18 protein-coding genes are annotated in these 18,767 nt (G+C 53.1%); 10 read left to right on the forward strand and 8 right to left on the reverse strand.

Features of this window, described 5'->3' with window-relative positions; all coding sequences use genetic code 11:
• On the forward strand, positions 1-261 hold a 261-nt coding region (locus A8990_RS28945), incomplete at its 5' end, for a group II intron maturase-specific domain-containing protein (RefSeq protein ID WP_342772890.1).
• 78 nt (positions 262-339) lie between these two features.
• Here the strand turns inward: A8990_RS28945 and A8990_RS28950 are convergent.
• The 5 genes from A8990_RS28950 to A8990_RS28970 form a co-directional block, all read right to left on the reverse strand.
• Positions 340-690 (reverse strand): antibiotic biosynthesis monooxygenase family protein, encoded by a 351-nt coding sequence (locus A8990_RS28950; RefSeq protein ID WP_116192496.1) that lies wholly within the window; start codon positions 688-690, stop codon positions 340-342.
• 16 nt (positions 691-706) lie between these two features.
• Entirely contained in the window at positions 707-1,324 is a 618-nt protein-coding gene (locus tag A8990_RS28955; RefSeq protein ID WP_116192521.1) for a DUF2087 domain-containing protein, read from the reverse strand.
• 690 nt (positions 1,325-2,014) lie between these two features.
• Complete coding sequence (locus A8990_RS28960) at positions 2,015-3,001, reverse strand: helix-turn-helix transcriptional regulator (RefSeq protein ID WP_116192497.1); 987 nt, start codon at positions 2,999-3,001, stop codon at positions 2,015-2,017.
• A gap of 19 nt (positions 3,002-3,020) precedes the next feature.
• Positions 3,021-4,142 (reverse strand): RluA family pseudouridine synthase, encoded by a 1,122-nt coding sequence (locus A8990_RS28965; RefSeq protein ID WP_116192498.1) that lies wholly within the window; start codon positions 4,140-4,142, stop codon positions 3,021-3,023.
• A 581-nt stretch (positions 4,143-4,723) separates the two neighbouring features.
• Complete coding sequence (locus A8990_RS28970; RefSeq protein WP_116192499.1) at positions 4,724-5,557, reverse strand: phytanoyl-CoA dioxygenase family protein; 834 nt, start codon at positions 5,555-5,557, stop codon at positions 4,724-4,726.
• A gap of 213 nt (positions 5,558-5,770) precedes the next feature.
• Between A8990_RS28970 and A8990_RS28975 the strand changes: the two genes are divergently transcribed.
• The 6 genes from A8990_RS28975 (at position 5,771) to A8990_RS29000 (ending at position 13,350) form a co-directional block, all read left to right on the forward strand.
• The gene (locus tag A8990_RS28975) at positions 5,771-6,661 is read left to right on the forward strand and encodes a helix-turn-helix transcriptional regulator (protein ID WP_116192500.1); all 891 of its coding nucleotides are present in this window, start codon (positions 5,771-5,773) and stop codon (positions 6,659-6,661) included.
• Between the two features lie 116 nt (positions 6,662-6,777).
• Positions 6,778-8,331, forward strand: a complete 1,554-nt coding sequence (locus A8990_RS28980) for a stalk domain-containing protein (RefSeq protein WP_116192501.1) — start codon at positions 6,778-6,780, stop codon at positions 8,329-8,331.
• A 149-nt stretch (positions 8,332-8,480) separates the two neighbouring features.
• Positions 8,481-10,298, forward strand: coding sequence for a B12-binding domain-containing radical SAM protein (locus A8990_RS28985; RefSeq protein ID WP_116192502.1), 1,818 nt, complete (start codon positions 8,481-8,483; stop codon positions 10,296-10,298).
• A 68-nt stretch (positions 10,299-10,366) separates the two neighbouring features.
• Positions 10,367-11,362: an L-glyceraldehyde 3-phosphate reductase gene (mgrA, locus tag A8990_RS28990; RefSeq protein WP_116192503.1), complete on the forward strand. Its 996-nt coding sequence runs from the start codon at positions 10,367-10,369 to the stop codon at positions 11,360-11,362.
• 188 nt (positions 11,363-11,550) lie between these two features.
• Positions 11,551-12,579: a phosphotransferase gene (locus A8990_RS28995; RefSeq protein ID WP_116192504.1), complete on the forward strand. Its 1,029-nt coding sequence runs from the start codon at positions 11,551-11,553 to the stop codon at positions 12,577-12,579.
• Positions 12,580-12,627: 48 nt separating this feature from the next.
• A complete protein-coding gene (locus tag A8990_RS29000; RefSeq protein ID WP_116192505.1) occupies positions 12,628-13,350 on the forward strand; it encodes a DsbA family oxidoreductase in 723 nt (240 codons plus the stop codon).
• Between the two features lie 431 nt (positions 13,351-13,781).
• Here A8990_RS29000 and A8990_RS29005 read toward each other — a convergent pair whose 3' ends face one another.
• From A8990_RS29005 to A8990_RS29015, 3 genes are all read right to left on the reverse strand, one after another.
• Entirely contained in the window at positions 13,782-14,153 is a 372-nt protein-coding gene (locus A8990_RS29005) for an EamA family transporter (protein ID WP_116192506.1), read from the reverse strand.
• The gene (locus tag A8990_RS29010) at positions 14,150-14,515 is read right to left on the reverse strand and encodes a DUF2304 domain-containing protein (protein WP_116192507.1); all 366 of its coding nucleotides are present in this window, start codon (positions 14,513-14,515) and stop codon (positions 14,150-14,152) included. The genes A8990_RS29005 and A8990_RS29010 overlap by 4 nt, the downstream gene beginning before the upstream one ends.
• A 61-nt stretch (positions 14,516-14,576) precedes the next feature.
• Positions 14,577-15,284: a glycosyltransferase family 2 protein gene (locus A8990_RS29015; protein WP_116192508.1), complete on the reverse strand. Its 708-nt coding sequence runs from the start codon at positions 15,282-15,284 to the stop codon at positions 14,577-14,579.
• 131 nt (positions 15,285-15,415) lie between these two features.
• Between A8990_RS29015 and A8990_RS29020 the strand changes: the two genes are divergently transcribed.
• The 3 genes from A8990_RS29020 to A8990_RS29030 all read left to right on the forward strand — a co-directional run bounded on the left by A8990_RS29020 (position 15,416) and on the right by A8990_RS29030 (position 18,764).
• Entirely contained in the window at positions 15,416-16,699 is a 1,284-nt protein-coding gene (locus tag A8990_RS29020) for a glycosyltransferase family 39 protein (RefSeq protein WP_116192509.1), read from the forward strand.
• A 118-nt stretch (positions 16,700-16,817) separates the two neighbouring features.
• Positions 16,818-17,894 carry a hypothetical protein gene (locus A8990_RS29025; RefSeq protein WP_116192510.1) on the forward strand — a complete coding sequence of 359 codons (1,077 nt, stop codon included), beginning with the start codon at positions 16,818-16,820 and terminating at the stop codon, positions 17,892-17,894.
• A 6-nt stretch (positions 17,895-17,900) separates the two neighbouring features.
• Positions 17,901-18,764, forward strand: a complete 864-nt coding sequence (locus A8990_RS29030) for a hypothetical protein (protein WP_147306891.1) — start codon at positions 17,901-17,903, stop codon at positions 18,762-18,764.
• Positions 18,765-18,767: the final 3 nt, after the last annotated feature.

Genomic DNA, 18,767 nt, shown 5'->3' on the forward strand with positions numbered 1-18,767 from the left:
GCAAAGAGTCACTGCGAACGATTCGATCAATGGATACGCCGAAGACTTCGAATGTGTCTGTGGAAGCAATGGAAACGGGTACGCACCCGGATCCGCGAGCTTCGAGCACTTGGCGTACCAAAATGGGCGAGTCTGATCATGGCGAATTCAAGGCGTGGTGCATGGGAAATGTCCCGAAACACAAACAACGCCCTTCCGACTTCCTATTGGGAAGTGAAAGGGCTGAAGAGTATGCTTTCTCGTTATTTGGAGCTTTGTTAACCTTTTGGAACCGCCGTATGCGGACCCGCATGTACGGTGGTGTGAGAGGACGGAGGCTAGCCGCCTCCTCCTACTCGATTAGAGGAAATACTGGCGTTCCACTCGTGTAATCCGTACGGCATAGGACTGATACCAATCGGTCTGCCCTTTGCGCTGAGCGGCAAGGTGGAGCGGATTTTCCTTCCAGTTCTTGATCGATTCGAGCGACTCCCAGTAGGAGACGGTAATGCCGACCCCGTTGCTATCTCGGACGCTCTCGTTGCCGAGATAACCGGGCTGTTCAGCGGCTAGCTCGACCATTCGGTCAGCCATCTTATCATACCCATTATCGCCATCCGTTCGTTCAGAAGTGAAAATGACGGCATAGTAGGGGGGGGCCGGTGTTTTTGCGATATTCGAGTTTGAGTTTGGATTTGAAGCGGTGCTCATCGATCGATCAGTCCTCCTAAGATAATGTCTCCCAGCGTTCCCACATTTCCCGCGGGTTTCGCTCGTATACTTCTTTCTCACGGTACAAGTACGCATGCATAATGAATTCCCGGCGAATCGTCGCAAAGTCGGCATGATACTGCTGAATGAAGGTGTTCAGTTCCTTCTCCGTATATTTTCTACCGTCTTCGAGTTGTTCCGCAAGGTGCTCCAGCACGATTCTTTTCTTCTTCAGCTGCGCCGGAATATGCTTCAGCTTGCCATCTGCCGTCATAAAGTTGCGTAGAACGGACTGCTTCAAGCGCTCATTCTTCTCTTCCATCGTTTCCAACTCCTTCTCTGCTGTTGTGCTGCTCTCGCTTGGCTGCGCCAGAATAGACTGGAGCGAGCTTTCATACTGCTTCAAGAAATAGCGGTCCAGCGAGAAATAGATCGCATTCTTATCACGCCGCTCATGAATCAAGCTGACAGCGCGCAGCTTGGCGGCATGATGGGTAATCGTAGCGGGAGAGAGACACAGCTTCTCCGCTAACGTTTGCCCGGTCAGTTCGCCCTCCGACAGCAGAATCAAAATACGCATCCGGGTGGGATCAGCCAACGCTTTGTGGTAATTGACGATTTTATCGAGCTGCATCATTGCAGAGGCCTGCCTTTCTAAGGTCTGATTTTAGTTTGTTGTTAGCTCTTTATCTAATTTAATGTTCATCTAATTATATAATAATCAAATTTAATTCGCGTGTCAAACCCAAAAATCCGAAGCCATGGGCTCCGGATCTTAAAGCGTTCTCCATATGTATAAAAGTATAATAGGGATCCCGCTTGTCTAAGACAACCGGAATCCCTATCGATACTCACTTATACTATTCAATTGTAACCTGCACTCCATTCACTTCAAACAACTGCCGTTGCTTTGCATTTTCGTTCGTTCATTAATTTTAAATTTACTTGATTTAATTGATTTACTCGATTTACTTGAACTAATTGATTTCACACATATCCGCCGCCCTTGCTTCTAGGCCCCGCATGTCCCGAAATACTAAACCGGATACTCCTTTCCGAAAGAATAGGGGGACATACTTCGCTAACCTATTTCAATGGACTATCCCCTCTCTGCTAAGACTGAAAGCTTGAGGTTGATCACCAGCGCCTCTCGTCGGTTCCTTGGTTTCCCTTAAGTTGAGGGAAGAGAGCGACTTGTTTGATCTGACCTTAGTGTACAGGTTATTAGCCCATTGTGTAAATATTCAGAAAAATTAAAATAAATCGAAAACTAAGATGTTTCTCCTAGTTTTCTCTCGTATGCTCGCGATTCTTTACAATTCCTTCATTTATCGAAATTTGTCGGATTTTGATAAAAGGCAAGCAGTTTTGTCATCAGCTCAACCAGATGCTCCCGGAGTAACTGAGGCTCCAGCACTTGAATGCGCATGCCGTAGCTAATCAGATGATAGGGGATATAAGTCAGCAGTGATTTCTCATCCATCATAAAATGTGCTTCATCGCTCGTGCGCTCGATCAATGAACCATCGAACATCCAGTGCTCAGCAAGAGATTCCAGCGCCCGCGGATTTCCTTGGATGACGACGCGGATGAGCTGCTCTTCACTTGTGAGCCACGGCTTCATGTTGTGTCTTAGAAAGTCGCGGGCTGAGAAATCAGCAGGGCGTTCATAGCGGTCGTCCGTCCCAGTGATCGCCTGAATGCGGTCGACTCGGAAGCTGCGGATGTCTTCGCGGAGCAGGCAGTAGCCGATAATATACCATTTTCCCCGCCAGTGAATGAGACCGTACGGGTTGATGCTGCGCTGCTCGATATCGAGGCCGAAGCCTTTTCGGTAGTCGATGATCTGCGTGCTGCAGCTTGCGACGGCTTGCTCGAGCTGCTGCAGATGGCTTTCGATGGCGAAAGTGCTGGCCGGTGACGCGCTAACGACTTCGAATGCGTTCGAGTGACGGTCGAGCTCGCTGCGCTGCTCTTCATTCGTGTAGCGTTTCAGCTTCGTAATGGCCCGCTTCAGCGCATCGCCGTAAGGATAGCCCGCTTCCTCAGCGAAGAGGGCTGCTTGCACAAGCGCCTTCTGTTCCTCGAGGTCGAAGAACAGGGGCGATTCCTTGAAGTGCTCGAGCAAGCTGTAGCCGCCGTTATGCCCGGCATCGGCAACGATGGGAACGCCGCTTGCGCACAGTGCGTCAATGTAGCGGTATACGGTGCGAATGTGCATTTCGAGCGCGTCAGCCAGCTGCTTGGCGGTCATCCGTTTATTCGTTTTGAGCAGCCATAGAATGGCCAGCATGTTGTCTGCTTTGGACATGTCGGAGGCTGCCTCCTTGTTATTTTGGCGTATAGCCTTCTTTGAATGGCTGCAAGAAAGAACGCGGGATGTCAGACTCGAAGCGGACCAGTTTGCCGGTTGTCGGGTGCACGAATGCGAGAACGCGGGCGTGCAGGCCAAGGCGGTTAAGCGCTTTGGATCTCGAGCCGTACTTCTTGTCGCCGACAATCGGATGACCGATGTCTTCCATATGAACGCGAATTTGGTTTTTACGTCCGGTTTCAAGCGACACTTCAAGCAGGGAGAAGGCGCTGTTCTGCTGCAGTACCTTGTAATGCGTGATGGCGTGCTGGGCATCGGTAGGGTTCGAAACGGAGTACATTTTGAGCGTCTTGCTCTCTTTGAGATAAGACGAGATGGTGTCCTCCTGCTTACGCACCTTGCCCTCAACGAGCGCGATGTAAGTGCGTTCCGTGACCGATTCCTGCCAAGTCGTTTGCAGCTGCTGCTGAACTTGCTCGCTCTTGGCGAACATCATGACGCCGGATGTGTCTCGGTCCAGCCGGTGCACAACGAAGATGCGTCCGCTCGGATTGCTGGCGCGTACGTGCGCCGTCAGCTGCCGGTATGCGGTGAGCTCCGATTCTTGCTCGGAAGCAATGGACAGGAGGCCAGCTTCCTTAATGACGACAATGACGTCGGCGTCTTCATAGAGAATCGTGAGGCCGATAAGCGGCGGCGTCTCGACGATGCGTTCTTTCGAGACCGTCACGGTCTGACCTGGCTGCAGCATAAAGTTGTACACTTTCTGCGTCGTGCCGTTGACGGCAATCTGTCCGCGGCTCAGCATCGACTTGATCGCGTTGCGGCCTTCGCTTTTCACGGCTTGCAGCAAGAATGTGAGCAGCTCCGCCGGCTCTGTCACTTCATAGCTCTTGCTCGGCGCTGGTGCTGCCGGGCGCGGGGTTGGGACTGGCCGCCGAGCTGCAGGCGCTGCGGCTGGTCGCCGGTTGGCGGCAGCGTATTTGCCGCGGGGAGCTTGCCCCTGTGCGCGGCCTGGCTGCTGCGCCTGCGCGGCAGATTCGCGCCGCGGCGCGTGTTCCGGCCGAGCCGAGCTACCACCGTTCCGCGGGGATCGCTGCCGCTGTTTCGGCGGCCGTGCTGAATGTTTCTTTTCCATCTATCTGACGCTCCTAGTACGATTCAAATTAGTTATCGCATTTACTATACCGAAAGTAGCGTGTGCGCACAAATGGTGGGGACGCTTTCAACGTAGAAAAACCGCCGAATGTTGCTCGAGAGAGCAAACAAGGTACTCTCAGCGGCGGAGTGGGGGGAGTAACTAACCTTAAACTTGCTGAGAGAGGATAAAGCCGCTCTCAGAGGACGGCGGGAGTTGGTTGGCGAGCTGAGAGTCGGGAAATCCGACTCTCAATGGCAAAATCCCGCGTATTAGCTGCTGAGAGTTGAAAAATCCGACTCTCAGCAGCTAATCGCTCGCGAAAACGCGGTGGAAACGCACCGAGAGCCGGAAAACCCGACTCTCAGTGGCGAAATCCGCGAAAAAGCATCTGAGAGTCGGAAATCCCGACTCTCAATCCCGCGCCTGCTGCGGCAGAGCCGCCCCCGCGCTAACCGCCTCCGATCGCGTCGCCTGCCACCGCCACCGCCCGCGCCACCGCCGCCACCCACCGCCGCGGCGCCCCCAAAAGCAAAGAAGCCGCGCATTCCGCGCGGCTTCTAACCCCAACCACCAAAGCTCTACACCTGTACCCCCTGCTTCCGGTACACCTCTGGAAAATGATCGCCCACAAGCAGCTCGCCCGGCTTCACGTTGACGTAAGAGAGCATGACGTGCTCGCCGATCGGCTCGTAGCGGGTATGGCCCGGCATGTAGTGCACGGCAATGGCGCGGCGCTTCATCTCGGAGCGGTTGTGCGGGCTGCCGTGCCATGTCAGGCAGTGGTGGAAGCCCACTTGGCCTTTCTTGATTTCGAACGGCACGGCTTCCACGACCGCGTTATTCGGCAGCATTTCCGGCTGCTTGTGGAATGGCTTGAAGTCCGGCGTGCTGGAGAGGTAGCGCTGGTGATTGCCCCACTTGTGGCTGCCCGGCACCATCCACATGCAGCCGTTCTCGATGACCGCATCGTCGAGCGCGACCCATGCGCTGACGAGGTCGGCTGGCTGGATGATCGGCCAGAGCGGATGATCCTGATGCCAGTGAGTAGGACCGCCAGTAATCGGCGGCTTATATTGGATTTGATCGTGCCAGATGCGCAGCGAATTGGAGTGGCACAGCTGGGCAACTTCTTCGCAAATGCGTTCATTCGCGGCATGCTGCAGGAATCGATCGCTGGCGAGCCAAATATTAACGATTTGGACAACCTTCTCGCTCGCGACCATTTTCATATTGTCGTAAGGAGAATCGGAGCCCAGCATGTTATGATTCAGCACAGGCTTCTTCACCGACTCGCCATTCATCACTTTATCGAGCTCCTCGCGAAGCTCCTCGACCTCGGCGTCGCTCAGGACGACGTCACCTTTAAGAAAACCGTTGTTTTCAAACTCCGCAATTTGTGCTTGACTTAGCATAGAAGCAATTCCTCCTTAAAAGTCTTTTTAATTGTTTTCACTCTACGAGTTACGCCTTGTTCTTTACGTTTTACTTTTACGCCGTAAGCCTTTGGTGTTGCGTTCAGCTCTATGTACCAAGCATATAGCAGATTGAAAGCGGTGTATTTACACAGACGAAACAGGGCTTTGCACTTTTCAAATATCCTTCCAGCCGCGAGGTGAGTTCGCCGTATGTCATCAGACCCTAATCCTTCCCGCCAAATTGTCCTCGGCACGATTGATGATCTGCAGCCGACGGTCAACTTTGCGAGCCACGCCGAAGTGCCCGCAGCCGAGTATTGGGGACCGCGCATTATCCCGGACTATCAGCTGTTCTGCCTTCTCTCAGGCGAGGCCGATATGCAAATAGGCGAGGACCATCAAACACTTACAGCCGGAGACAGCGCGCTGTACGGACCCCATTGCCCGCACCGTATCATCACGCGAACGGACGCCGTCTTCATCGGGATACATTTTGCCTACTGTCAGGAATCACTAGAGCCGGTCCACCCTGCTTTCTCGATCGAAACATGCAGCGAGGAAGCACTCCATAAGAGTATACGCCCCAGCTACAAGCTTGAAATCGACAACAAAGAGCTGCTGGAGCTGCCGCCTTTCTTCAACATGCCAGGCCTAGAGCCTATCCTAATGCGCATTGTAAAAGAATACTTGAACGAGCAGCCCGGCTATCGAATCGTCCTTCGCGCACTGATGACGGAGCTGATCGCCACGATCGTCCGCAATCAACTAACGAAACGCCCGCGCTCGCTGGAGCAGAGCAAGATCGATCCCGCCCTGCAGGCGATTAATAGAGAGCCGGAGAAGAATTGGACCGTGAACGAGCTTGCCGCGCTGTGCGGCTATCACGTTATCTATTTCTCCTCTCTATTTCGAAAATGCACCGGCGAGAGTCCGAAGCAATATCTTATCTCCGAACGAATCCGCAAAGCCAAGTACTACTTATTGAGCGGCGAGAAGATGGAAGTGATCGCGGAGCGGCTTGGCTATGCGAGCATTCACTATTTCTCACGCAATTTCAAAGAGGAGACCGGGCTGACGCCTACGGAATTCAAGCAGCAATAGCCTTTTTTTGCTATCTATTTCTTCATGTGCAATTCATAGACAAACTAGAGTGCGAGTGTTACGATTACGAGAGATAGAGATGTAAGATTTAGGAGATTATTGGAGGAACACTCAGCGTGAATTGGACAAACAAATGGAAGAGCAAGATGCTGTTATCCGTATTATCCGCAGGCCTTATTTTATCGCCAATTACTTTAGCACCTCACTCGGCGCACGCCGCAGTGACCACCGCAGCCGCAACGGCTATATCCGCCCAATCGACGACATATACGGTCGTTCTGGACGGCAAGAAGCTTGTCCTTAATCCGGCAGCTCAAATCATTAAAGGAACAGCGTTCGTCCCGATGCGTTCTATCTTCAGCGCGCTTAAAGCGAATGTGACTTGGGAAGCATCGACGAAGACGATCTTCGTCGTGAAAGGACGCACAACGATTTCGCTGCAGCTTGGATCGAAGAAAGCGGTGCAGAACGGCAAGACGATTACGCTATCGCAGGCTCCGCAGCAGGTGAAAGGCGCTACAATGGTTCCGCTTCGTTTCGTCGCGGAAGCGCTTGGCGCTGATGTTCAGCTCGTTGCGAACAACACGATTCGCATTACATCGATTGAAGCGATTATGAAGAAAGCCGAAGAGGCTGCTGAGCAGAAGGATCAGGAGAAAGCTCTTGTAGCTCTGACAACGAAGCAGATCGTCGATAAGAATGATAATAAAGTCGTCATGATCATGACGGATATCGCGCAAGGCAGCGGCGTTGTCGTCGGCGACAATCGGATTCTCACAAACTACCACGTGATGCAGGGCGCCAAGGAAGGCAGCGTCGTTATGCTGAACGGCAAAGAGGTTGCTATTCAAGGCGTCGTCGGTTATGACAAGGATTCCGATCTCGCGATCATCCAGACGAAGTCGGCGCTTGGCATCGAGCCGGTCGAAATTGGCTTCTCCGCTTATAAAGGCGATCATGTCATCGCAATCGGAAGCCCGCTAGGCTTGCAAAATACGGTGTCGGACGGCATCATCAGCAACATCACTTTCGACGGCGCGCAGCTCTACCAAATCAGCGTACCGATCGACCATGGCAGCTCGGGCGGCGGCTTGTTCAACGATTACGGACAGCTGGTTGGGATTACATCGTCCGGCATTGATGCAACGCAAGCAGACTTGAATTTCGCGATCTCATCGATGAACATTCAAATGCTGCTTTACGATATTGAAGACAGCCCGCCAGCGAAGATCGAATTCCTGCCGCAGGAGCTGCCGGATACGCTCGTTGGCGCTTCGACGGACAAAATCCGCGATTTGCTGGATGATCAGTTCTCATCTATTCAAACATCGCAAGGCACGACAGAACTGAAGCAGTTCGACGTGAAGCGCGATTCCGAGGGCTGGCTCGTCATTAATGCCGTTATTGATCCAAGCTTCTATATGGTTTACGGCGATGAATCGAATCAAGATTTCCGCCTCTGGGCAATCAATACCGGCTATGAGCTTCGCCGAATGCTGCCAGACGACAAGATTCAGCTGACGGTCTACTATGACCAAGAGTTCAGTTTCGAACCGCGCGGTTTTGCTGCAGGCGAAGTGACCGATGAAGGCAACGGCAAGTGGCGCGTTCGCTTCCCGGTGATCGAGTTCCAAGGCAAAGAGAAAGTACTAGTGAAAGTACGTACGTAACTTGCGAGAGAGCAGTTTTAGTTCCGGCAGCCAGCTGTCTTCACAGCTTGCAAGGTGCGGGGGGCTGAACTGCTCTTCTTTTTTGCGTGCAAGTTCGTTACAATAAAGGAATGGTTTCTATCCAAGCTCTAGATGAAGGAATGACGAAGATGAAAGTCGTACTGGCGACGTTAAACGCTAAATTTATTCACACCTCGCTTGCTCTGCGCTGCTTGAAGGCGTATAGCGAGAAAGATTTTGATATCGATATTGCGGAATATACGATCAAGGATCCGGCGATGAACATCGTGGCGGATTTGTATGCGAGAAACGCCGATGTTGTCGGATTCTCCTGTTATATCTGGAACATTGAAGAGACGATTACAGTCATAGATATGCTCCGCAAAATAAAGCCGGACATCAAGATCGTGCTCGGCGGTCCGGAAGTGAGCTATGACACGCCATTCTGGATGGAGCGGCTGACGCAGGTCGATTATATCGTCGTCGGCGAAGGGGAAGAGACGTTTCACCATCTGCTGACCGAGCTGTCCAGCACATGCAAGTTTCATCTCGTCTTCGGGCTTGCTTACCGCAAGGAGCATCAAGACGGGCGAATCGAGATCATCGTGAACCCGCCGCGTCCGAAGCTGGATCTGGCGACATTGCCGTCCCCGCACCGTTTTGCAGAGGATGTGCCGCGTCTTGCCAGTCGTGTCGTCTATTTCGAGACGAGCCGGGGCTGTCCGTTCAGCTGCCAGTTCTGCCTCTCGAGCATCGAGGTCGGCGTTCGTTACTTTGATATGGAGCGGACCAAATCGGACATCCTCTACTTGATCGATTCCGGCGCCAAGCTGATTAAGTTCGTGGACCGGACGTTTAATATTAAGCGCGACTATGCGCTCGAGATCTTCCAGTTCCTGATCGAAAATCACCGCGGCTGCGTGTTCCAGTTCGAGATTACCGCGGATATTATGCGTCCAGAGGTGCTGGATTACTTGGCGGAGCATGCGCCTCCCGGCATCTTCCGGTTCGAGATCGGCGTGCAATCGACGAATGACTTGACGAACGAAGCGGTGCAGCGCCGTCAGAACTTCACGAAGCTGACCCGTACCGTCATGAAGGTCAAAGAGAGCGGCAAAATCGATCAGCATCTTGATCTTATCGCCGGCTTGCCGCACGAGGATTACAACTCCTTCCGCAAAACGTTCAATGACGTATTCGAGCTTCGCCCCGAAGAGCTGCAGCTCGGCTTCTTGAAGATGCTGCGGGGCACGGGGATGCGCCTCGATGCGGAGAAGCACGGTTATATCTATATGGACCGCGCGCCATACGAGATTCTAGGCAATGACATTATGCCGTTCTCGGACATTGTGCGCATTAAGCGGGTAGAGGACGTGCTGGAGAAATATTGGAACGCGCACCGGATGGACCATGCGCTGCTCTATCTTGTGGAGCGGGCATTCCCGTCGGCGTTCGATTTCTTCCAGCAGTTCGGCGACTTCTGGGAAGGACGCGGCTGGCAGAAAATCGGCCATCAGCTGGAGGATCTATTCTCGCGGCTTTGGGCGTTTCTCTCGGAGAAGCATGGCAAGCAAGCGCTGGCAGAGCGAGAAGAGTGGTCGCTCGACGTTGCGCTTGGCCTCATGAAGCTCGACTACTTCCTGCAGCATAACTACAAGCCGCGCAAGGTTTGGTGGGATTTTGCAATGGACAAGCAGGAGTTGGGAGGCTGGATGCATCGTCTCGCGGAGCGTCCGCAGGATGTATCTGAGCAGTTCGCCCAGCTAGGCTTGGGTGAGAAGGAGCTGCAGAAGCATGCGGTCATTGAGCAGCTGCCGTTCAATCTGAAGAAGTACCTGGCAGAAGGCGTCGTGTCGACGGAGGAAGAGACGCTGCTGATCGTCATCTACAGCGGCGGCGGTAAGAGCGATGCGCGGGCAGAATATTTTACATTGCCTCTCGTTGCGGCCGGACAAGGACAAGCTTGAGCCATCTTGTAAATTGTTGTAAGATTTAGAAGGTTTCATACCAGTATGCGAATAGAGGAGCGATGAACATGGTATATTCGGCAAATAATGATCGTTACGGTTCGATGAAGTACAATCGCGTTGGACGTTCCGGCCTGAAGCTTCCGGCCATTTCTCTTGGATTGTGGCATAATTTCGGCGGCGTGGATACGTATGAGAACGGCCGCGCGATGCTGACGCGTGCTTTTGACCTCGGCATCACGCATTTTGATCTAGCGAACAACTACGGTCCTCCGGCAGGCTCGGCTGAAGAAATGTTCGGCCGAATGATGCTGACGGACTTTAAACCATACCGCGACGAGATGATCATCTCCTCCAAAGCCGGTTACTACATGTGGCCAGGCCCTTACGGCGAGTGGGGCTCCCGCAAGTACCTGATCGCTAGCCTTGAGCAAAGCTTGAAACGGATGAACTTGGAATACGTTGATATTTTCTATTCGCACCGTCCGGATCCGGAGACGCCGCTTGAAGAAACGATGGGCGCGCTTGACCATATGGTTCGCTCCGGCAAGGCGCTATACGTTGGTATCTCCAGCTACAGCGCTGAGCAATCGGCGGAAGCGATCAAGATTATGAAGCAGCTTGGCACGCCGCTGGTGATCCACCAGCCGAGCTACCATATGTTTGACCGCTGGATCGAGAACGGCCTGCAGGATGTGCTCGAAGAGAACGGCGTAGGCAGCATCGCCTTCTGTCCGCTGGCACAAGGACTGCTGACGAACAAATATTTGACCGGCAGCATTCCGACGGATTCGCGCGCGGCAAGCAAGACCGGCGCCTTGCAAGAGAGCTCGGTTACGGCTCAGCGCGTAGCGCAGCTGAACAAGCTGAACGCAATCGCGGCAGAACGCGGCCAATCGCTGGCGCAGATGGCGCTCGCATGGGTGCTTCGCGGCGGACGCGTTACTTCCGCGCTGATCGGCGCAAGCCGTGTCAGCCAAATCGAAGACAACGTGGCGGCGCTGAACAATCTGTCGTTCACGAGCGAAGAGCTGGCAAGCATCGAAGATATTATTCGTGGCTAATAATGTGGCTAATAAAGAAAGCCTTGGAGGACCGACTGGGTCTTCCAAGGCTTTTGTTTATGTAAAGGTGAAAAAGCATAGAACTCATTCAACATCATAACATCCGGTCTCGAAACAGTCTATATCTTCTGCGGGTTTTTCGATATGGTTGTTGGTGAGACTTGCACGAGGGAAGGAGTTGTGAGGGCATGAGTGAGCGGGGAAACAACGGGGTGCGATCGGACTGGAGCTGTCCGATACGGCCGGAGAATCTGACGAGCGAGGTGCGGCGAGCGTTAGGAAATGAGTTTGCAGTGGCAGATGCGGTGAACATGCACGGCGGCGCGCAAAAGGTGGTTTATCGTGTGCGGACGGTGAACGGCTTCACGTTGATGCTGTATATTTGGGACATCTCGCACAATTATTTTCAAGCCGAGGTTGAAGAAGCGGCGGCGGAGGAAAATGGGGGACAGCGATCCTTCGGGGCGGAGCTGTTCCGCAGTAATAATCGCTTCATGCGAGAGCACGGAATCAGGACACCTGCGATCTACGCGATGAACACGTCGCAGGAGCAGTATTCGTTCGATTACGCCTTGGTGGAATATATCGGAGGCGGCGATCTGGAGCCGTATATGAACCATCCGTCTGAAGCGGTTCGGGATCAGGTGCTTGGCGGTTGCCGGGAGCTGCTTGGGAAGCTGCATCAGATTCGCCATACGAGCTGGGGGCCGCTTACTGCTGGCGGGCGGCTGCCTGATGGCGATGGTCAGCGTGTCAGCTGTGAAGCGGGTATTCATGACAATGCGATACGGAATCTGGCGTTTCTAGCTCAGGAAACGAAGCTGTCGCAGCTGAAGCAAGGCAGGCTTGAGGAGCTGCTCGAACGAATTCGTGCGGGAATCGTTCCTCGCGCCGATTATCGCTTTATCCATAGCGAGCTTGGGCCTGATCATATTTTGGTGAATGAGCAGCTTGAGCCGTATTTGATCGATATCGAAGGTGCGGCGTTTTTTGACCAGGAATATGAGCATAGTTTTCTGCAATTCCGGTTCGCGGGCTACGAGCGCTACTTGGCAAGAGAGGACCTCGACCCGGTCAGAATGCGCTTCTACAAGCTATGCCATCACATCTCCTGTGCGACCGGGGGACTCAAGCTGCTGCAGCGGGGTTTTCCGAATCGTGAGCTCGCGAATGCGATTATGTCTTCGAACCTTTCCCAAACATTGTCTTACTTGTAGGCGAGGACTATAATGGAGCTACACGAGAGAAGGAGTGAGCCGCTAGTGATGAAAGTTGAAATTTGGTCGGACATTATGTGTCCGTTCTGCTATATTGGCAAACGCCGCTTTGAAGCGGGACTTGAGCAGTTTGCGCATAAAGACGAGGTCGAGGTGATCTTCCGCAGCTTCCAGCTCGACCCGAATGCGTCGAAGGACCCGGATCACGATGTGTACGGACTCGTTGCGAAGAAGTACGGCGTAAGCCGCGAGCAATCGATCCAGATGCACGCAGGTCTCGTGCAGCAAGCCGCTGCGCTTGGTCTTGAGTACAACTTTGACCACGCGGTTCCGGCGAATTCGTTCGATGCGCACCGCCTCATTCACTTTGGAGCGGCGCATGGCAAGCGGACGGAAGTGGCGGAGCTGCTGTTCAAGGCGTATTTCACCGACTCGAAGCATATTGCGAAGCTGGAGACGCTGAAGGGCATCGCAGCCGAAGCGGGTCTTGATCCGGAGGCGCTTGAAGCAGCGCTGAACAGCGATGCGTATAAGCAGGAAGTGCTTGCAGAGTGCGCGGAAGCGAACCAGCTTGGCGCGAACGGCGTGCCGTTCTTCGTCATCAATCGCAAATATGCGGTATCCGGCGCGCAGCAGAGCGACGTGTTCCTCGATGTGCTGAACAAGAGCTGGGAGGAAGAGAAGCCTCTTATTATTCTTGACCCGTCTTCGTCAGGCAAGGACGGTCAAGTGTGCACGGACGATGCGTGCGGCATCGGCGAGAACGAGTAAGCTTATTAATGTGAGCACGGTAGTTACCATGCTTAGTCTGTCGAGAAACACCTCGACAGGCGGAACGCAGCAGAATCACGGCTGCGTTTTTTTTGTTGTGAAAAAAAGTTCATTCACATAAGTAGAAATAGGTGGGACAGGGCTCAATTCGTCGTTTTCGAGCTGAAATGAGTGGAAATTTCCAATATAGCATGCGGTTTTCGCCGAAATCGCCTTTCTATGCTGGATTTATCCATCATAGGCACGTTGGTGGAAGGTTGAGGATTTAGGGCTGAGAGGTGAGAGTAAGATGAGGGTTAAGGGCGGAGCGGGGATGATCGTATTCGCACTACGCTGGCGCCGAGATAATCCCCTCCATCAAGTTAATCCCATTGCACTGAAAATATACGCAACTCGAGGAAGCACGGCTGCGAGCCGTGCTTCGCTCTTTCTCAAGCATACTTCCCGGAGAATCCGATACATGCAACGCCAGCTAGAATGAGCAGGCAGCCGACTATTTTCAGCATGGACAGTGACTCGCCGAAGAAGTAGTACGCGCCGATGATCGAGATAATATAGGCCAAGCTTTGGATCGGATATGCGAGGCTGAGATCGACGCGGGTGAGGATGAACAGCCACAGCACCGTCGCGCAGCCGTAAATGAACAAGCCGCCGATAATGTACGGGGAGAGGATCACCTCGATGATGGTCCGTATCGACTCGAACGGCTTCTCACGCTGCATGAGCCCATATTTCCATAGGAACTGCCCGGATACGAGCATGAGTGTATTCGCTAGAATGAGCAGGAAGGAGGAGATGTTCATACGGAATCACGCTGCCCTTCTGCAGCCTTCTGCATATCCAGCAGCTTCTTCTCCATGACGGCGAACTCCTGCGTCAGCCTCTTCATCTTCTCCGACTGATTCGATAAGCTCATCGTCTGCCTCACTAACAGCGCCAGGATGAAAATGATCGTAATGAGAAAAACGAACGTCGGCATATACGCAATGCCCAACCACAGTGCGAACCGGTTCAGCACAGGAATGCACGCTGCCGCAAGCACGCCGGCGATAGCCGTGACTAGCCATAGAAAGGCATAGCGGTCTTTCAGTTTCTGCGTCACCGTAAACGAGACGATGAGGCCGAGGAAGAAGAGGGTAATCAGTATGGCGACAAGCTGATTCATAGTCTATTAACCTTATCCTTTCGATTTCTTTTCAATGTTTCAACACGTATCGGCGTCGCACTCACGAGAAGCTCTTGCGAATGACCGAGAACATCGTCACCTTCAGCATGTAATAGATCGACTTCGACCAGTTGATGGAGGACGAGCCGCCCTGCCGATTCCGCATCTCGACGCTGATCTCCTTCATCTTGAAGCCGCGCTTCGACAGGCTGACAAGCACCTCGACCTCCGGATAATCCGTCGGATAAGTGCGCGAGAACATCTCAATCGCTCTGCGCCCGACGATGCGGAAGCCGCTCGTTGGATCATAGACGCGTTCGCCTGTCAGCAGGCGAATGAGCCAGTGGAAGTAGAGAATGCCGGCGCGGCGAGACAAGCTGCCTCTATAGCTGCTTTGCTCGACGAACCGCGAGCCGATGACCATATCATAGCCGCTCGTCTGAATTTCTTCGACGAGCTTCGCGATATCGGCAGGACGATGCTGGCCGTCGGCATCGAGCTGAATGGCATATGGATAGCCGTTCTGATCGGCATAGCGGTAGCCGCTTTGCATGGAGCCGCCGATGCCGAGATTGACGGCATGGCGAAGGGACGGGAAGCCTTCTTGACGTATAATGTCAGGCGTATGGTCCTTGGAGCCGTCATCAATAACGATGAAGTCATACGGCGTATGCCGTTTCAGCTCTTGGACGGTTCGTACTAACGTATCTTCTTCGTTGTAAGCAGGAATAATGACTAGAATATCGCTGCTGCGCTGCTGGTGGTTCATGGAATCCCTTCTTTCTACCAAACGGTCATGCATGTCTTCGGACGTATAGTTGCTTTTTTCCAAATCCTATATAGTATAATAGAATTCGCCACTTTTATAAAATACCAGCAATTTGGAAAGGAAGTTATACGGTGTTCTCCTTACGTTCCGAGACATCCAGCATGCGGAAGTTTATATGGATCATGATGGCTGTCGTGTTTATTGTTCATGTTACTGTCGTGTTGACGCTGGGCGATCATTTCCTGCTAGGCTCCTACGAGAAGCGCAACAACGACGATGTCAAATACGTCTATGCCGCGCAAGTGCTGCTCGAGCACCATACGCTTGTCTATAACAGCGGCATGAATCCGACCAACTATATCATGCCTGTCGTGCCTGTCGTGCTGAGCGGATTTATGTCATTTCTGGACCGAGATGCCGCTGTGATGGGCTTCCGGCTGCTGCAATGTCTCATGCAAACGGTATCGCTCTATCTGATCTTCGCGATTGCCCGTGAGCTGCTCGGCAGGCGCGTTGCAGTGGTTGCCGTTATCCTAGATGCGATCTACGTGCCGAACTTGTTCGCTTCCGGCGCGATTCTAACAGAATCGACGTTTAAACTGCTCTTTTTGTTGCTGATATGCAGCATCATTCATGCCGTCAAACGCAAGACGGCAGGCGCGTATGCGATCGCAGGCGTCATGCTCGGCATCGCCTGTTACGTGAAGCCGCAATGTGCGCTGCTCCCCGTCTGTTTCCTGATCATTTGGCTCATGCAGCGGTACAGACTGAAGGATATGGTGAAATATACGGCGATCATCGGAGTTTGCAGCATGCTGATTCTGACGCCTTGGTGGGTTCGCAACTATACGGCGTTCCATGAATTTATTCCCTTCACCAAATCAACAGGTAATCCCATGCTGTTAGGTGCGCTGATCAAGCGAGGCATGCCGGCAAAAGGATTCTTCGAGCAGTATCCCGAGTACAAAGAGACGCTGTTCAAAGGCAGCGACAGCGCCGAGAAACAGGCTGCGCAGCGTCTTATCAAGTATGGATTCACGCATCAGCCGTTCGCTTATACCTACTGGTTCACAGTAGGGAAGTCGATTCAGCTGTTCGACAGTCCGTTCTACTCGAAGCCGGTTCCAGGCCTGCCGAGGCCAGCGATTAATGTGGTGCACTGGATTTACGTACTGATCGGATTCAGCGGGATCGTCATGCTGGGCATCCAGCGCCGGTTTAAGTACGTCCTTCCGATTTTGCTGCCGTTTCTCTATTATTGGTTCATACATTTACCATTTATTACCTTCGGACGCTATGGTTATCCGCTCCTCAGTCTATTAACGATATTTGGCGCTGCTGCTATCGTTGCCTTGCTCGAACGAAGGGGAGTTTGGAAGCTGCGTGAACGGGAACGCGGGCAAGCCGCCGGTTAACGACCGGACGGCTTCTTTTTTTTTTGCAATTCATGGTAGTTGGGGAGCAAATCTGCATAGTACAATGGAGCAGTAGGCAACAACAGATGTTAATCTACCAGAAAACGGAGGGACCTTGATGAATGCTTCTGCTTCGCCGTTAGCGGTATCGTCTTCTTTACCACGTGCTGTGAGAGTGACGACAGGCAAGGATTACATGACTATCTTTTTTGGGCTGTGGCTGATCGGCGGTATTTTCGTAGATGGGTATGCTCACAATCATGGCGTTGTGGAGACGTTCTTCACGCCTTGGCATGCCATCCTGTATTCCGGCTTTATGGCTTCAGCACTTTGGATGGCATGGCTGCTGTACCGCGCGAAGCGGGCGACGGGACTTTCTTGGGTGAAAGCTGCTCCTGTCGGTTATGGGCTCGGCTTGATCGGAGTCGGTATTTTCCTGCTGGGCGGGTTGTTCGACATGTACTGGCACGTCGTGTTCGGCATTGAGAAAAATATCGCGGCATTGCTGAGTCCTTCGCATCTCATGCTGCTGACCGGAGGCATTCTCATTCTATCGAGTCCGTATCGGGCGTGCTGGCACAATGAGCGCATGGTGAAGCCGGGCTGGGGCGAGTTCGCTCCTGCATTTCTGTCGCTCGTCATTACGACCGGCGGAGTCAGCTTCTTCCTCATGTATGCGTGGATGTTCCGCTATAACTTGCCGGCGGCATCCACCGTTCAATGGTATATGTACAATTTCGGCTCAGGGGTTATTGCGGAGGATAACGAGGCTCGCGGACTTAGCTATATTCTCGTAGATACGATTGTTTATATGGTGCCGGTGTTTCTGTTCATGAAACGCTGGGCGCTGCCGTTCGGCGTGATGACCGCGCATTTTACGATTATTTCGGTGCTGATGAACGTGCTGGACGGATTTGCGAATTACCAATCCATTATTATCGCATTCGCAGCGGGACTGCTCGGCGATATTTGCTATCGGGCGCTGAAGGCAGACCAGCCTGCTAGAGAGTGGGCTAGAAGAGTTGTCGCTGCTGTGCTGACGGTCGCGCTGTGGGGATTTTATTTTGCATGGATGCATGTTACGGACGAGATTGGTTGGGCTGCAGAGCTATGGGCAGGGGCGATTGTAGAAGCGACGTTGGTGTCGCTTGGCGTGCAGCTGCTGGCGGCACAGCGTCCGAGTGTCAAAGGATAACGGCCTATGCGAATGGGAAAACAGGCGTATGCGGCAATGACTCTCCTCATCATCGTACTCGCATTAAGCAGCTGCGCGGGCAAGCCGATGCGCAATGTCGAGATTAATCCCCCTTCGAGGGGGCTTATTCATTACTTGCAGCAGGATCAGATGGCGAATGTTTCGGACCGCGGCTATAAAGCGACAATCGTCACAACTGGTGTCAGCGAGCTGCATAGCGGAGAAGAAGCTTCTATCGAGCTGCAGGTGATGGACCCTTCCGGGCAGCCGGTGCAGCACTTCACAGAAGATATGACGAAGCTGATGCATCTGATTGTCGTGAGCAGCGACCTGTCGACCTTCGAGCATGTACATCCCGATTTTGCAGGCAACGGGCGCTTCCGGGCAAAGGTGCATTTTCCGCATGGCGGGTCGTATTTGCTCATTTCGGAGTTTATGCCGGAAGGCGTAGGGGTGACGGTGTATAAACAGTGGCTGCAGGTAGAGAGGGAGAAGGCTGCCGCGAAGAAGCTGGTGCCGGACAAACAGCTGACGCAAACGGTCGATGGACTGCAAATTACGTTGTCGGCGATGCCGGATATTGCAGAAGTGCGAGCGGGCGATATGGCGATGCTGAACTTTACGCTGAAAGATGCAGCCACCGGCAAGTTCATAGAACTTGAGCCCTACCTCGGCACGGCGGGGCACTGTGTCATTCTCGATGAGAAGGCGAAGCAGTATCTCCATGTTCATGCCGCAACCGACATGAGCTCCAGCTCCAACGTCATGTTCCATACGCAATTCCCGAAGGCGGGCACGTATAAGCTGTGGGGACAGTTTCAATATAAGGGGAAAGTGATCGTTGCCCCTTTCGTCATTGAGGTGAAGTAACTG

It is taken from the genome of Paenibacillus taihuensis (assembly GCF_003386535.1).
Taxonomy (GTDB): domain Bacteria; phylum Bacillota; class Bacilli; order Paenibacillales; family Paenibacillaceae; genus Paenibacillus_Z; species Paenibacillus_Z taihuensis.

Bases quoted from the DNA above. Each gene is read 5' to 3' on its own strand.
- A8990_RS29015 (WP_116192508.1), bottom strand. From the start codon at position 15,284: ATGAACCACCAGCAGCGCAGCAGCGATATTCTAGTCATTATTCCTGCT.
- A8990_RS28950 (WP_116192496.1), bottom strand. From the start codon at position 690: ATGAGCACCGCTTCAAATCCAAACTCAAACTCGAATATCGCAAAAACA.
- A8990_RS28995 (WP_116192504.1), top strand. From the start codon at position 11,551: ATGAGTGAGCGGGGAAACAACGGGGTGCGATCGGACTGGAGCTGTCCG.
- A8990_RS28985 (WP_116192502.1), top strand. From the start codon at position 8,481: ATGAAAGTCGTACTGGCGACGTTAAACGCTAAATTTATTCACACCTCG.
- A8990_RS29010 (WP_116192507.1), bottom strand. From the start codon at position 14,515: ATGAATCAGCTTGTCGCCATACTGATTACCCTCTTCTTCCTCGGCCTC.
- A8990_RS28970 (WP_116192499.1), bottom strand. From the start codon at position 5,557: ATGCTAAGTCAAGCACAAATTGCGGAGTTTGAAAACAACGGTTTTCTT.
- A8990_RS28955 (WP_116192521.1), bottom strand. From the start codon at position 1,324: ATGCAGCTCGATAAAATCGTCAATTACCACAAAGCGTTGGCTGATCCC.
- A8990_RS28965 (WP_116192498.1), bottom strand. From the start codon at position 4,142: ATGGAAAAGAAACATTCAGCACGGCCGCCGAAACAGCGGCAGCGATCC.
- A8990_RS29030 (WP_147306891.1), top strand. From the start codon at position 17,901: ATGCGAATGGGAAAACAGGCGTATGCGGCAATGACTCTCCTCATCATC.
- mgrA (WP_116192503.1), top strand. From the start codon at position 10,367: ATGGTATATTCGGCAAATAATGATCGTTACGGTTCGATGAAGTACAAT.
- A8990_RS29000 (WP_116192505.1), top strand. From the start codon at position 12,628: ATGAAAGTTGAAATTTGGTCGGACATTATGTGTCCGTTCTGCTATATT.
- A8990_RS29005 (WP_116192506.1), bottom strand. From the start codon at position 14,153: ATGAACATCTCCTCCTTCCTGCTCATTCTAGCGAATACACTCATGCTC.
- A8990_RS28975 (WP_116192500.1), top strand. From the start codon at position 5,771: ATGTCATCAGACCCTAATCCTTCCCGCCAAATTGTCCTCGGCACGATT.
- A8990_RS29025 (WP_116192510.1), top strand. From the start codon at position 16,818: ATGAATGCTTCTGCTTCGCCGTTAGCGGTATCGTCTTCTTTACCACGT.
- A8990_RS28960 (WP_116192497.1), bottom strand. From the start codon at position 3,001: ATGTCCAAAGCAGACAACATGCTGGCCATTCTATGGCTGCTCAAAACG.